The 13918-nt window shown below is 58.1% G+C and carries 13 protein-coding genes and 1 pseudogene; 2 read left to right on the top strand and 12 right to left on the bottom strand.

Features of this window, described 5'->3' with window-relative positions; translation table 11 throughout:
- Positions 1-654 precede the first annotated feature (654 nt).
- From JT360_RS34190 to JT360_RS34180, 3 genes and pseudogenes are all read right to left on the bottom strand, one after another.
- Complete coding sequence (locus JT360_RS34190) at positions 655-1137, bottom strand: hypothetical protein (RefSeq protein WP_352128898.1); 483 nt, start codon at positions 1135-1137, stop codon at positions 655-657.
- A pseudogene (locus JT360_RS34185) lies at positions 1061-1243 on the bottom strand (IS110 family RNA-guided transposase); the annotation flags it as partial. The gene JT360_RS34190 and the pseudogene JT360_RS34185, both read right to left, overlap by 77 nt.
- 16 nt (positions 1244-1259) lie before the next feature.
- Complete coding sequence (locus JT360_RS34180; protein WP_352128895.1) at positions 1260-1877, bottom strand: IS110 family transposase; 618 nt, start codon at positions 1875-1877, stop codon at positions 1260-1262.
- 299 nt (positions 1878-2176) lie between these two features.
- Between JT360_RS34180 and JT360_RS34290 the strand changes: the two genes are divergently transcribed.
- Positions 2177-2323 (top strand): integrase core domain-containing protein, encoded by a 147-nt coding sequence (locus JT360_RS34290; protein WP_476703497.1) that lies wholly within the window; start codon positions 2177-2179, stop codon positions 2321-2323.
- Between the two features lie 255 nt (positions 2324-2578).
- Positions 2579-3496: a LysR family transcriptional regulator gene (locus JT360_RS31735; RefSeq protein ID WP_024505887.1), complete on the top strand. Its 918-nt coding sequence runs from the start codon at positions 2579-2581 to the stop codon at positions 3494-3496.
- 48 nt (positions 3497-3544) lie between these two features.
- Here the strand turns inward: JT360_RS31735 and JT360_RS31730 are convergent, their stop codons facing one another.
- From JT360_RS31730 to JT360_RS31690, 9 genes are all read right to left on the bottom strand, one after another.
- Entirely contained in the window at positions 3545-4348 is an 804-nt protein-coding gene (locus JT360_RS31730) for a TIM barrel protein (RefSeq protein WP_024505888.1), read from the bottom strand.
- A gap of 164 nt (positions 4349-4512) precedes the next feature.
- Positions 4513-5574, bottom strand: a complete 1062-nt coding sequence (locus JT360_RS31725) for a LacI family DNA-binding transcriptional regulator (RefSeq protein ID WP_024505889.1) — start codon at positions 5572-5574, stop codon at positions 4513-4515.
- Between the two features lie 272 nt (positions 5575-5846).
- A complete protein-coding gene (locus tag JT360_RS31720; RefSeq protein WP_126063813.1) occupies positions 5847-7133 on the bottom strand; it encodes a dicarboxylate/amino acid:cation symporter in 1287 nt (428 codons plus the stop codon).
- A gap of 377 nt (positions 7134-7510) precedes the next feature.
- Entirely contained in the window at positions 7511-8272 is a 762-nt protein-coding gene (locus JT360_RS31715) for a sulfotransferase (RefSeq protein WP_024505871.1), read from the bottom strand.
- Between the two features lie 289 nt (positions 8273-8561).
- Entirely contained in the window at positions 8562-9350 is a 789-nt protein-coding gene (locus tag JT360_RS31710; protein WP_029356621.1) for an ABC transporter permease, read from the bottom strand.
- Positions 9351-9353: 3 nt separating this feature from the next.
- On the bottom strand, positions 9354-10268 hold the full coding sequence (gene nodI / locus JT360_RS31705; protein ID WP_024505873.1) for a nodulation factor ABC transporter ATP-binding protein NodI: 915 nt from the start codon (positions 10266-10268) through the stop codon (positions 9354-9356).
- Between the two features lie 260 nt (positions 10269-10528).
- A complete protein-coding gene (gene nodC, locus JT360_RS31700; protein ID WP_032899868.1) occupies positions 10529-11854 on the bottom strand; it encodes a chitooligosaccharide synthase NodC in 1326 nt (441 codons plus the stop codon).
- Between the two features lie 15 nt (positions 11855-11869).
- Complete coding sequence (gene nodB, locus JT360_RS31695) at positions 11870-12529, bottom strand: chitooligosaccharide deacetylase NodB (RefSeq protein WP_126057632.1); 660 nt, start codon at positions 12527-12529, stop codon at positions 11870-11872.
- Entirely contained in the window at positions 12526-13116 is a 591-nt protein-coding gene (locus JT360_RS31690; protein WP_024505875.1) for a NodA family N-acyltransferase, read from the bottom strand. Before JT360_RS31690 ends, nodB begins: the two co-directional genes overlap by 4 nt.
- Between the last annotated feature and the right edge of the window lie 802 nt (positions 13117-13918).

Below are 13918 nucleotides of genomic sequence, written 5' to 3'. Positions count from 1 at the left end.
GCTCGGCTGCTCGATTATTTGCGCGATAAGCTCGCGACCATGTCCGCGGAGGTATTCAAACTTAACGCTGCGTCCGGGAGCTCTTGCCCTCCAGTTCGCGACGCTCTCCCGCCCATCCAGTGCTCGTTTATTTCGTCGGATAGTTTGACCCGGCTCTACCGAATCGCCGCTTCAGGATCATTCTTTCCGATTTCGTCACGCTCGTATTTCTGCCGCGTCCTACACCGATTGGGCGCGAACAAAACTGAGCGCCTTGGAACCCGAACCCGTGCGTCGTGACCGGGAGCTTCCGGGGCGAACTCATCCGCTCGGGGGCATCGCATCACCGGACGGCGACAGGCACGGTCGACCGGCATCTCGGCATCGGCTGGGAATTCGTCCATGGTCTGCATTGGCGACGACGCTTCCTGAGGCCACGTAGCCCTTATGCCAAGCTGGGCGCCCGGGTCGAGCGCGTAATGACGACAATTGCTTCGCTACAGGTCAAACGCTTTCCGCGCCACCTGCAAAGTCTTCACCCGGCCGTACAGCGCCCAAGACCACTGATGTGATCGACAAGAGCCTTTTTGATAAATCTGCGCTATTCTCCTGTCGCGCACGGACGACCGCGTGGCGAAGAGCAGGGTCCGAGATGAGAGCCCTGCCGCGCAGCTTCTATCGTCGCGCCTCGTTTGCGGCATCCGTGCCTACCCTCTTCGGACCTCGTGGGTTCCAACCGGCAACGAGGCGTGCATAGGCGCCCTCGGCCTGCTCCACCCAGCGGCGCTCTTCTTCCCGGTGGCTCTTTATGTTGTAGGCGTGCGCTCCCTTTTGGCCGCGCACAGCCTTGCTCCCGGCCTTGAGTTCCACATCGCGCAAGCTTCTTGGCATGCAGGGAGGGTCGAGCCTACGCGTAACTCTCGCCCTTCTCAACAGATGACAGATCACGACAGAGAGTTTGCGTGCGGTTGCCACGGCCGCGACATGCTGTCCGCGCCGGGCTCGCACGCCGCAGGGAGAAGGCTCGCAACGGTCCGGGAGCACGAGCGGCCGCCCAGGCCGCCTCGACGAGCATGCCGCGCGCATGACCACGGCCCTGCTTGGTGATCCGCCCATGGTAGGCCGGACCTGGCCGGACTGCTGGACGCTTGGGTTCAACCCGAGATAGGTCACGAGCTTCTGCGGATCGTCGAAGCGCGACACGTCGCCGATCGCCGCCCTTCATCGCCAGCGCGACGGTGATGTCGACGCCGGGAATGGTCATCAGCCGCTTCACGCCTTCATCCTCGAGAGCCGAGCGGACAAGATCGCGTTCGATGACCTGGAGGTCTTCGCCCAATCGGTCGAACTCGCGCAGATGCCCATCGATCGCGAGGCGCTCGTCCTGCGGTACGACCTGCTCGATTACCAGGTCCGACCCTTGGCGCCGCACAGGTCGGCATGCGGGCAGGACGGATCAGGTGGCTATGAAGGATCGACTGGATGACGCTCTTCAATCGAGATCTCTGTCGGACAATCTGATTGCGCCGTGTCACCTGTCGACGCAGAGCCTGCGTCGGCTCGTCCGCAATCCAGACTTCTGGCAAGAAGCCGCTGGCATAGAGCTGCGCAAGAACGTCGGCGTCGATCGTCGTTTTGATCTTGGCATAGGCAACGATAAACACCTGTTTCGGCTTGGCGATCCCCACCTTCTTCACATGCGGCGCAACCACAGCTGCAGCGGACGTCGCGCTGCCGGTGGCCTCGATCACCCCGATATCGTTCGGCGACAGCTTCGCGGCGAACGCGGCCAGCAGATCGCGCCGCATGTCGACGCGGCCGAGTCGCCTGAGCCTGCCCTCCTCCCATGCCACTGCTTCGGCGAAGGCGCGGTGAATATCCAGTCCGATGATAAGCATGCCCGTTCCTCCTTCTTGGCTCGGTCAAAGACGGGAGCTGGCGGGCAACACGACATCTACTGATCCGCGCTCGCAGCGCATCCGGGAAAGTCGCCAGGGGCGGCCATGTAACGAGCTCGGGCTCTCAGCCCACGGTCTATTGACGGCCTGCCTGCACCTTTGTGCTCCCGGTGCCCCACGTCCCGGATGGGCTCACCATAAGGGCGTTCCAAAACAAGAACAGCAGGACGAGAAGACACCACAGATCACATACCGGATAGCGGCAAGGCCAAGCGCTTCGTTCAGATAGGCTTGCGCCAATGGGCTTAGGCCGAGCCTACAACAGCTCTCAAAAACGCTGCCGGACTGCTGCATTGGCTCGCCGATACAATTGGCACAGGCCTCACGGCAGCTTAGGATCAAACCGCCCATCAGTCGCCTCGGACTGGAAAGGTGCACCCTATTAGATTCCACGCCCAGCTAGGTCGGGGCCGCCGAAGACGCTGGTTGATAGCCCGGCGCCATCGGCCCGGCGTTTCAAACTGCCAATCTCTGACCTGCACAGTACGAACGATTGCTCGCTTCTGCAGATCACGCGGCTCATATGTCGGACCTTAACGTCATCCATCATAAACTTTTTGCGACAAAAGATTGCAAGAATGCTAAATTGTTAAAGTCGTTTGTTTCGGTTAAAGGCATCCATCCCATGGATGGCTGATGACATGCGTTTCAAAGGACTTGATCTAAATCTCCTCGTTGTGCTCGACGCACTCCTGACGGAGCGTAATCTCTCGGCGGCGGCACGCAGGATCAACCTGAGTCAGCCCGCCATGAGTGCGGCCGTCGCCCGACTGCGCGATTATTTCCGCGATGAACTGTTTACGATAAGAGGTCGCGAACGATTTCTAACCCCGCGTGCGGCAGCATTTGCCCCCGCAGTTCGCGACGCTCTCCAGCACATCCAGTGCTCGATTATTTCTTCGGATCCGTTTGACCCAGCTCGAGCCGATCGCCTCTTCAGGATCATTCTTTCCGATTTCGTCACGCTCGTGTTTTTCGAAAAGCTTGTGGAGCGTATTTCACGGGAAGCCCCCGCCGTCAGCTTCGAACTGCTGCCTGTCGACGATAGCCCCGATGAGCTTCTCCGGCGCGGTGACGTCGATTTTCTAATTCTACCGGATATGTTCACGTCGAGTGTGCATTCAAGCATTGCGCTGTTTGACGAGAAGCTCGTGTGCGTAGGCTGTCCCACAAACAAGCAGCTGCCACAGCAGCTTACATTCGAGAGATACATGTCGATGAGGCACGTCGCGGTCAGGTTCGGGCGTACGATGAAGCCGTCTATCGAGGAATGGTTTTTGCTTGAGCATGGCCTTAAGAGACGTGTCGAGGTCGCCGTGCAGGGCTTCAGCATGATTCCACCTATGGTGTCCGGCACAGCTCGTATAGCGACCATGCCCTTACGGCTGGTCAGGCATTTCGAAAAAACGTTCCCCCTGCGGGTTATCGAACTTCCGCTGCCATTTCCCACATTCACCGAGACCCTCCAATGGCCGGCCCTCCACAATAGCGATCCGGCAAGCATCTGGATGCGGGAGATAATGATACAGGAGGCATCTCGGATGGCTGCCCCGCTGTGAACCCTCGGAAAATTCAGGCGCACCTATAGTCACTACTCCTGTCACCATCTACTTTGACGACAATAGCCCTCGCCGGATAAAGTCGATGCTGGCGGCAAGTGCGCCTGCGAGATCGTCCAGAGAATGGACTTCCTCGATCAGCTCGAACGAGAAAGGTCCCGCGTAGCCGCCATCCAGCAGCGCCTGAATCTGGCTGCCATTGTCGGAACCTGCAAGAAAGCGATCGGGGTAAATCCAGAAGGTCGGGTCGTTTACGCTTGAAATGTGCACCAGGCCGGTAAGCTCGCAGAACAGGCATGTCTCCCCGGCCAGGGTGTGGTGGAACGTGTCGTGCACGAGGCGAAAGACGGACTGGCCATCAACCGCGGCAACGGCCTCGGCCGCTTCCTTCTTTGATCGAAGCGAGCAGGTTCGGAAACCCAGCGGCTCGATGAGACCGATCAGACCCCGCGACTGGAGGATTGGCTTGATCTCGTTTAGAGCGAAACGAAGATTGTCCTGGCGCTCGCTATTGGTGGGCCACGAGCTGCGGTTGGCCGGCACCAACACGAGCGTCTCTGCCCCGCACGCCGTCGCATAATCGGCGAGGTTGCTTGCCTCGGCCTGACGCGTTGGAGTCCAGTCGTTGAACCGCTGCAAGGCGTTGACAGAGATGATCGTGACGCCCGCTTCGGTAGCGGCAAACCGAACGTCCGCAGCCGGAATGCCGCGTGCGACAGGATTGCTGAAATGAGGGTAACGGATTTGGACGTCGGTCAGGCCTTGGTCACGGGCAAGCGCGAAAAGCGCACTGACGTCAAGGCGGGGCGCCGCCATGTGATCGAGTGCAAAGCGGGGCGATACCTGGCGCATTGCTTGACTTTCCTTCCATGAAGCGCGGCTGCCATTTCGGCATCCGGCTTCTTTCAAGACGGAACCACGCCGGTTCACAGATCGGACAGAGACGGCCGAGTCAATCGAGCTTTCCTTTCATCGGTGAAAGGAAAATGGGCGCTCATGATAGAAATCCATCAAGGTCAAATATTTTCCGGAAGATAAATGTCGAACGGCAGAAATGTCTGCCCCGGGCTCTCCGCGACGCCGGCTTTGATGGCCCGCTCCATTGCCATTATCAGCTCCTGGCAAAGTCGGCGCATTGGCGTGCCGACCGCCATCGTCAAGATGTCATCCGCAAGCGCCCCACGTGACTGCGGCGTCATTTCACTCACGATCGCGACGAGATCCTGACCGCTCCCCTCTTCTCGGAGCGCGGAAATTGCTCCCTCTATACCCCCGCCGGCCATATAGAAGCCGACGAGCTCTGGTTCCCGCTGCATAAGATCCAGCAATTTTTCGTAAGTGAGCTGCCGTTCATCAAGGTTCACGAGCGGATCAAGCACCTCGAATTTGGGCGCGTTCTCACGAAAATAGGCACGAAAGGCCGTTTCCCGCGTCGCATGCGCCTGGAAGCGATGGCTTCCGACAAACACCGCCACCTTGCCGGGCCGTTTTGCGGCCTTGGAAAACACCCAAGCGGCAGTCCGTCCGACCTTGCTGTTGTTGAGGCCGATGTAGCCCTCGCGCACGCCATCGGCGAAGTCGGATAACAGCGAAAATACCGGGATACCTTTCGCCTTGAGCTCCTCGACTGATGCTGTGATTTTCGGGTGATCGGCCGCCACCATGGCGATCGCCTGGCAGCGGCTTCCAAGGTCCTTAAGAAGCGGGAGCAGGTCACGCGGCAAATGTGACTGCGCGAACTCGATGATCGGAAGGCCGTGGAAGGATTTAGCCATACTGACCGACTCTTCAATATTGCGAGCGAAATCTTGGTAAAAATCGTGGGCAGGTTTTCTCAAGATGAAGCCCAGCTTGTAGTGCGGCAGGTGCTGCTGCAAGCGCTGTTTGATGAGACCGGCAGCATGATAGCCGATCGCGTGCGCGGCCGCATGGACCCGCTGGGCGGTCTCCTCTCGCACCGGAAGGCGGACGTTCAGAACCCGATCGACTGTTGCTACGCTGACTCCGGCTTCGCGGGCGAGATCGGCAATTGTGACGCGCTTTCCCCTAGCGATTCTGATCGGCCGGTCCTCCGTCATCCGGTGCGATCCCGCGACGGCTTGGGGCGGCAAGCTGAAATAGTTACCACACCCCACGGTTGATAACGCATTCGACGAACAGCGCTCCATGCGGACCCAGATGAGTTTCCGTGAACCGTTCGTTTGCTTAGGGGCTTCATGGTGTTGTATTACTCTCCGCGTTAGTACACTATTTCCAGCGCTCTTTGGAGGCCGGCAATTCGACTGCTGTGAAGGCCGTGACTTACACGTCGCGCTATTGCTTGCTTGCGGGGAGCCCGTTTGATGTAACCCTAACCGCGGAAAGCGGCTTCCATCCGGGACTGGTCCAATTCGCCTTCCCAGCGAGCGACAACGAGCGATGCCACCGCATTACCGACTAAATTCGTCAGCGCGCGGCATTCCGACATGAAGCGGTCCACGCCAAGAATTAGAGCCATTCCGGCAACGGGAACACTCGGCACGACAGACAGAGTAGCGGCCAATGTGATGAAGCCGGCGCCGGTGACGCCTGCCGCACCCTTCGAGGAAAGCATCGCAATTAGCAGCAGGAGGATCTGATCGGCAATTGACAAATCTGTGTTCGTCGCCTGCGCGATGAAGAGGGCGGCGATCGTCATGTAGATATTGGTGCCGTCCAGATTGAATGAGTATCCAGTAGGGATGACGAGACTTACGACCGAACGCGCGGCGCCGGCCTTCTCCATCTTCTCCATGAGCGAGGGCAGCGCGGCCTCCGAGGAGGACGTTGCCAGGACAAGCAGCAGCTCGTCCTTGATGTAGCGGACAAGAGAAAAGATCGAGAAGCCGTTGCAGCGGCAGACCACGCCGAGAACCCCGAACACGAAGAGGAAGGCGGTCAGATAGAACGTCGCGACCAGTATCGCGAGGTTGGCCACCGAACCGATTCCGTATTTGCCGATCGTAAAGGCCATAGCGCCGAAGGCGCCGATGGGTGCAGCCTTCATGAGAATGCCGACGAGCTTAAAAATGGGGGCGGTGAGCGCCTGGAGAAAGGTAACGACCGGCCTGCTCGTCTCTCCGGTCATCGCCAGAGCAATGCCGAACAAGACCGAGAAGAACAAGACTTGCAGGATGTCGCCTTCCGCGAAGGCACTGGCAATCGTTGACGGGATGATGTTCATCAGGAAGCTGGTCACGGACTGCTCGTGAGCCGTGGCCACATAGCCCTTAACGGCTTCGACATCGAGCGAGGCCGGATCGATGTTGAGGCCGGCGCCAGGCTGAACGATATTCGCGACAATCAGCCCGACAACGAGTGCAAGCGTCGAGAAGGTAAGGAAATAAACCATCGCCTTGGCGGCAACTCGGCCGACCTTCTGCAGATCGCTCATGCCGGCAATGCCGGTCGCAATTGTCAGGAAGATGACAGGTGCGATAATCATCTTGATGACTTTGATGAAGGCATCGCCGAGCGGCTTCAGGCTTTGGCCGGTTTCCGGATAGAGGTAGCCAATTGCGGCTCCAAGGACCATGGCGGCAAGTACCTGCACGTAGGTCCGGGCAAAATGGCGCTTGCGGGGCGCTGCGATCGCGCGGGGGACTCTTGGAACCAACATCGTTTCTCTCTCCCTGACCGGATCGGGGTGGGGGCTCCTCCTTCTCCCATGCTGCGCTCCGGTCGAGCGCTGCTGTCATCTCGGAGCAAGCGCCGTGCCAACTGGACGCCTGTCCCGTCCAGCGAGATTGGTGCAGTTGCGCACTGGAACCCTCCACCTTGCCGGAATTCTGCACTCGAGGCTCGCCAAAGATCGCGTCTGAGGAAGTGCTTCATCAGAGAGGGAATTGACCAGGTCGCCTTGCGCCCGTGCCCTTTGATGTTCGCCGCAGATCGACTGCCGGTTGCCTTGGTGACTTTGGTTTGTCAGTTTTGGAACGGAATGCGCGCAAACTGCAGGATATCCTACACGCCCATCAGAGCACGCGGTACAAGCGATTAAGCGTAGGAGCGCATTGAATCTCCGAGGTCAAAAAATCTTGAATAAGGTCCGCGTGCGAAGTGAATCCGCAACTCGTCAAAGTTCTCCACCGTTTGATCAAGCGGTCGCGTTTCCTGGCGCTGCAAGATGGCGTTATCTGATGGCTCAAGCGCTGGAACGCCCAGGAAATCCCAAACCGCTCCCAAGCATTGGGCAGGTTCGTGAAGTAGGCTCTCGTATTCCATTACAAGCAGGTTGGTCGACGTGAAGGAGTCCATAACGCGAGCGTGAAAGTCGTCGGCGGCTTTGAAATAAGCCTCACAGTCGGCGATTGACAACCTGACGCTCGGTGGCCGAGCGGTATCGTTGTCCGAGCTGAACTTCAGCCACTGACCGCTTTCCCTGGCCTGCACAAAGGATCGGAGCGATTCCAATACGTTTCGGCGAACAACGAGGATGACCTTGAGTGCTGGCCAACGAGCTAATTCCGCAAAGAATGCTGGACGCTCGCGAAACTGAGGTTCATTGATCTTGCAGCCAAGATGCGTCACATTCTTGTAGTCGCGCATAGGGCAGCGCACATAGGCAAGCTCAAGAAGCTCGCGATCCGTGCCTAGCAGGCGATCCGTGCTGGGCCAATTGGGATCATATTCGTTTAGCAACTCACCGTTACTCAGAACGGTCGGATGCTCGTTTAGCAATTCTTCTAAATAGTGTGTTCCGGTCCTTGGCATAGCAAGGATCACAAAAGGCTCAGGAGTTGGTTCGTTGTGGGTCATTGCATGTGTATCCAACTAAATAATGGCCGCGACGGTCTGGGGACGCGCACAAGAAGCTTGGCTGCTATCGCTTGAACGCTCCGGGTGGGTCCGCGCGCCTCACCACCCAGCCTGTACTCCGAGGTGTGGTCGCGAAGATGGGCGCGTGCCTGCAGCGGCTGGGTGGCGCCCGGCTTCGGCGTTGTTGTACCACTCGCGATTCCTGGCACACGCATGCCTCCGGGCCGCTGGGGGCAGTTTGCAATCCGGCATTGCGGACCTCCTTCTCGTTGATGGGCGTAGGTAAGCGTCAACGCATTAGTCGTCGATGAAACAGTCCAGCCGACAGAAAAAAAGGCAATACAGCGAACATGCAAAGTGCGCCTATATGCAGCCCTACATTGTCGCCCAGGCGGCCGAGCATCACCGGACGGATTAGATCGATAGAATTCGCCAGCGGCGAGAAGGCCGCAATCTGCTGAAACACTCCTGGCAATTGGCCGACTGGAAAAACCGCGCCCGAAAGGAACAGCATGGGTGTGATGACAAGCGTCTGATAGAAAATAAAATAGTGATAACTGGGCGCGAGCGCGATGACGAGCATGGCCAGGCTCGCAAAGGCGAACCCGGTGAGAGCGATGACCGGCAGCACGTAGAGAACCGACGTCCACGCGGCATAACCTAGCGCGGCGGCAACAATCGCAATTGTCGTACCGGCCAGAAAGGCCTTTGTGGCTGCCCAGGTCAATTCACCGAGAACGATGTCGCCGAGGGTAAGTTGTGTGTGCAGGATTGCTTCCCAAGTGCCCTGATCGCGCATTCGACCGAAAACCGCGTAAATTGTTTCGAAGGTTGATGCTGTCATCGCGCTCGTCGCAACCATGCCGGCTGCCAGAAAGGCGATGTAGGATGCACCTTCGATGCGGCCTACCAACAGTCCAAGGCCAGTGCCGAGCCCGAAAAGGTAAATCATCGGATCAGCAAGGGTGCCGAGCATTGAAGCAAATGCCACCTTCTTCCATGCCAGATGATTGCGGCGCCACACCGCGATCCAGTTCCAGGCGTTGGCGGGTAGAGCGGCCGCAAAACGTTCACCCATTGCTCACTTCTCCATCTCACGTCCGGTTAACCTCAAGAAAACGTCCTCCAGACTGGGTGGACGCTCTAGAATACGCAGACCCGCTCGACCGCGAAGCTGGATGCGCACATCCTCCGGCTCAGGCGCATAGCAAAAGAGCGTCTCGCCGCTTACCTCGACACGCTGAACGTACGGTCTGATCAGCGAAATCAGCTCCTGTGGATTGCCGCCGAAGATCTCGATCACGTTGCACCCAATGTACTCGTCGATCAGCGCATGAGGACTGCCCTCGGCGATCTTGCGTCCCCGCTCGAGAACACACAGCCGATCACAAAGCCGCTCAGCCTCTTCCATGAAATGGGTGGTCAAAATGATCGTTTTTCCGCTCGCCAGCAGGAAACGAAGTCGCTCCCAGATCAGATGGCGGGCATGCGGGTCGAGGCCGGTCGTGGGCTCATCCATCACAAGCAACTGGGGGTCGTTGATCAGAGCACGTGCCAGCGTCAGGCGCCGCTTCATCCCGCCGGATAGCAGGCCGACACGTGAATCCGCCTTGCTCTCAAGGCGAGCGAACTCGAGGAGCCGTGGGATGACGGCGTTGATCTCTCTTGTACTCATGCCGAAGTAGCGCCCGAACACCAACAGGTTCTCGCGTACCGTAAATTCCAGGTCGAGATTGTCGAACTGCGGGACCACGCCTATGCCCTTGCGGGCCAAGCGGCTGCGTGCCGGCACTGGTAGACCGAGGACTGTTATATCACCCGCGTCAGGCCGGGTCATACCGAGGAGCATACGCGCAATCGTGCTCTTGCCTGCGCCGTTCGGCCCCAGCAGACCGAAGCACTCTCCCGATGCAACGGTGAAGGACAGCCCGTCCACAACGAGCTTGTTTCCGAATAATTTGGTTACGCCGGTAAGGTCGATTGCTACATTGGACATGCGTCTATCTCAAGCGGAATGAGTCCGATTGGCCACCGGCAGCTTACTTGCGAATTCTGGTTCAGAGCAGGCCACCGCCTTGAGATGGCACCTTTGGAAAGTCGCGGCCGGAGCGACGCGTGTATCGCTTCCGCCAAAGAATAACGTCAAGATGCCACGTGTCGCTTCCAGATAGTTCCCGTTCTGACCATAGGTAACTCGAAAGCTTCACCCCGTGTCGACTGACACAACTTACTCGGTCACTCGGCGCTGCAAGGCCGTCAGACTTCACCAGCTGTGAGCGAAAGATCTGCAGTATGAAGTGACTCCGCAATTCCAGAATTGCCCGCAGCATTTGCTCCGGCAAGCGGCATCGCGCTTGTGATTTCCTTTGTGCTCCTGTTGGGCAGGGGAACACTTTTACGCGACAGCCAATCGCTATTGCTCAATGTACACAGGGCGTAAGCCTTCAAGGGGATCAACAGGAATATCCTGATTAACGCGTGCATTGAATAGCCGATGAATCGAAGCTGCCGAGTGCGGAAAGATAACACCGTAGATCTGATTATGGTCATCGTGACAATAGCCAGCACCGTCCACCAATTTACTGTATGTGAAAATAGTAGCTCACCGAGCGCCGTTACTACCGCGATGCCGAGCAACAATGGGCCGAGATTCTCTCCCATCACATCCAAAGTTAGATAGCGATCCAGGCCACGCAGTAGACCTCGCGCAAGCATCGTGTCCCGGAAGGTGCTTCGTGCCCAGCGGAGTTGTTGGCGCAAATAAGGTCCCATCTTGTCCGGAACGACTGTCGCCGCGACGGCACCTGGAACGTACTCGGTTCGAAAGCCTGCTTTCAGCATGAGGATCGTAAGATGACGGTCTTCACCGAAGTCGCTTGGTTTCCCCCTGAACAGCTGCGTCTCGTATTGATCCAGCAGAGAAAGGAGACAAGACCGGCGGTACATTGCACATGGGCCGCAGCAGCACATGACCGCACCAAAGCGACCTTGCGCCGCGCGCTCCTCATTGCAAGCCAGCCAGTATTCCATATCGATCAATCGGGTCAACCAAGTGTCGCTGCGGTTGTATGCCGTCAGCTGGCCCATGGCCGCTCCGACCATGGAATCCCGCATTTTTACTGCAAGCTTTGTGATGACGTCGGACGCAAGTGTCGTGTCAGAGTCGACGCTGAGCACGAAATCTCCAGATGAGCGGCGGATGGCGGCGATCTGCGCCTTGCGTTTGCCAACATTCTCGCGGAGCAGAATGAAATTGAATCTCGGGTCGCCCTCGTAGGCGTGATGTACCGGGATGACGGCATTACGATTTCCAGAACCGTCGTCAACCAGATAGACCTGAAATGTTCCGGCGTAATCTTGATTTGCAATGGAAGCTAAACACGCCGCGAGTGTGCGCGGGTCCTCATTGTAGCAGGGGATAATGACATCCACGCTCGGCCAACGGTCGGATCCGAACAAGCTTTCCGACGGCGGCGTAACATTTTCCGGTTGGGAGTAGACCGCTTGCATGCCTCTGTAAACAGTCGAGAGCACCGCATAAGACGAAACGGCAACAGTACTGGCTGTGGTGAGAAGGTCCATAGGATCTCTGTTTGTTCAGGGGTGTTGAGGAAGTGATCGGATTACAAATCCGCGGCCGTGCAATTCTGGAATTAGGCGTGACAACGCTGTCACCGTCTGGTCGCGCAGACTGGCTTGATTGCCTGGTTGCAATTCGTCGGGAGCGCACCCGTCGTGCAACAGCACGATTGCGCCCGGCCGGATATCGGCGAGCACTCTGTCGACGATGGCGTCAACGCCGGGGCGAGACCAGTCGCGTGGATCAATGGACCAATGGACGGGCGCCAATGCCGCACCCGCTGATGCAGCGATTACTTCTTCGGTCCAGATGCCATACGGTGCACGAAAGTACCGAACCATGGCCTGCGGGCAAGCCATCCCTATGACTCTGTTTGCCTCAACTATCTGGCAGTCGACTTCGACGGACCCGCATTTGGCCAGGTCCGGATGAGTCATCGTGTGGTTGGCTATACCGTGCCCGTCTGTAATAATTCGGCGAACGAGTTCCGGCTCGTCGGCCGCGTAGGCCCCAACAACGAAGAAGGTCGCCGTCACCTGATGTTGCGCCAGCACATTGAGTATCTGCGGTGTGAAAAATGAATTGGGACCATCGTCAAACGTCAGATAGACGCTGCGCTCTGCAGTGCCATCGGCATTGTCACTCTGCCCTTCGCATATGTAGTCCAGAGGCTTCATAGTTCCGGACCGTTCCGGTCGATCAGGGTACCGGACGGCCACTCGTCCATCGAGCGTCCGATCGGCGAAACCAACACGAGTACGTCTTCCAGGCGCGTGGGCGGCAGGTCGGGATGCACATCTGGACGGGTCGATCGTACGCGAACGCCCGACACAATGTTCGCGAGGCCGGCTCTGCAGAATCTTTCGACATGGTTTCGCAGCGCGTGCCGAACCGTGCCGAAAGCGAATGGAACACCCAACTGATGGAGCACTGGGTACGCCACGCGCATCGAAAAACCGATTCCGAGCCCTTCAAGATCCGGACGAACCGCGTACAGGCCCAATTCAGCGACGATCAAGTCGACCTCGCCAACTTTGATGAAGCGCCGCAGCATGCCGATGTGAGCCGCTACCCCATGCGCGTCGTAGCCGATTGCGCGGAATTCCGGCCTCGCGCCGGCCCAACTGCGGCCGCCTTCGAATGGCTCCGCGTTGAAGGCGCCAGTCCGTCCATAGGTCTTTCGAAAAAAGTCGGAGAGTTCGACATGGTCGGCCAGTTGCAGCTCATTTTCCCAGCACAACTTCCAATCGACATTCGGGCGCATGGAAGACCTCACCTTGGAGCTGTCTGGTTGAGATAAATGTCCAAGCATTGGTTAAATAATTGGCATCGCACCAACGGGGCGTAACTTGTGGAGACCGCCGAAAGACCAAGCCGTAATGCAGATGCGACTGACTTTGTGCGCCCCGCACACCAGATGATGCTCCTCGGATCCAACGCAACCATGGGAACTACCTATCTTTCCAACTTGAAGCGCCTCTATGGGACCTGCAGCAAAAACGGTAAAATCCTTTGTTTAGATGAAAGGTATCCACGCTTTGGATAACTGGGCGAATGCGTTCCATATGGCTGGTCAATTATCGTCGTCACGCTCGAGGCACTTCTGACGAAGCGCAAAGCTCACGCCCGCGGCACGCGCGGCCGTTGCCGGGCCGCGCGATTATCTCCGTAAGAGCCGAGCGGAGCTCAGACACGACGATTGATCAGAATCTGATTCGCGGGTTCAGTATCTCTTTCGTGTATCCAGCTCTGGGCTGTCCTTTGGCGGGAGTTAGGTTCGCCCAGGTTCTGAGCCTGGGGCGTCGGCCCGTTCGCCGCACAGGCTCCTTCGCACACCGTCGAGGCCGAGAAAGAGGGGGCCACACAGCTCCCCCTGTACTTTCCACCACCCGACACCAGCGCTCACCCAGGGCGCCGGCCTTGCTCACCTCAACGGATAGCGCACTCGCGCCGCTTCACGATTAAAAGAATTCTACAAGCAGATGCCTGTTTGATCGTGAGACGTCCGCTGCCAATTCCCGCATCGCAGAGGCAGCCAATAGCGCTCGCTTCACATAGTGGTCCGG

It is taken from the genome of Mesorhizobium sp. dw_380 (assembly GCF_018588885.1).
Classification (GTDB): domain Bacteria; phylum Pseudomonadota; class Alphaproteobacteria; order Rhizobiales; family Rhizobiaceae; genus Mesorhizobium.
The sequence above is the reverse complement of the archived record's forward strand: the minus strand, read 5'-3'. Positions and strand labels throughout refer to the sequence as shown.

Bases quoted from the DNA above. Each gene is read 5' to 3' on its own strand.
- JT360_RS34180 (WP_352128895.1), bottom strand. From the start codon at position 1,877: ATGCTTATCATCGGACTGGATATTCACCGCGCCTTCGCCGAAGCAGTG.
- JT360_RS31715 (WP_024505871.1), bottom strand. From the start codon at position 8,272: ATGACCCACAACGAACCAACTCCTGAGCCTTTTGTGATCCTTGCTATG.
- nodI (WP_024505873.1), bottom strand. From the start codon at position 10,268: ATGTCCAATGTAGCAATCGACCTTACCGGCGTAACCAAATTATTCGGA.
- nodB (WP_126057632.1), bottom strand. From the start codon at position 12,529: ATGAAGCCTCTGGACTACATATGCGAAGGGCAGAGTGACAATGCCGAT.
- JT360_RS34290 (WP_476703497.1), top strand. From the start codon at position 2,177: ATGGGCTTAGGCCGAGCCTACAACAGCTCTCAAAAACGCTGCCGGACT.
- nodC (WP_032899868.1), bottom strand. From the start codon at position 11,854: ATGGACCTTCTCACCACAGCCAGTACTGTTGCCGTTTCGTCTTATGCG.
- JT360_RS31735 (WP_024505887.1), top strand. From the start codon at position 2,579: ATGCGTTTCAAAGGACTTGATCTAAATCTCCTCGTTGTGCTCGACGCA.
- JT360_RS31690 (WP_024505875.1), bottom strand. From the start codon at position 13,116: ATGCGCCCGAATGTCGATTGGAAGTTGTGCTGGGAAAATGAGCTGCAA.
- JT360_RS31730 (WP_024505888.1), bottom strand. From the start codon at position 4,348: ATGCGCCAGGTATCGCCCCGCTTTGCACTCGATCACATGGCGGCGCCC.
- JT360_RS31720 (WP_126063813.1), bottom strand. From the start codon at position 7,133: ATGTTGGTTCCAAGAGTCCCCCGCGCGATCGCAGCGCCCCGCAAGCGC.
- JT360_RS31710 (WP_029356621.1), bottom strand. From the start codon at position 9,350: ATGGGTGAACGTTTTGCGGCCGCTCTACCCGCCAACGCCTGGAACTGG.
- JT360_RS31725 (WP_024505889.1), bottom strand. From the start codon at position 5,574: ATGACGGAGGACCGGCCGATCAGAATCGCTAGGGGAAAGCGCGTCACA.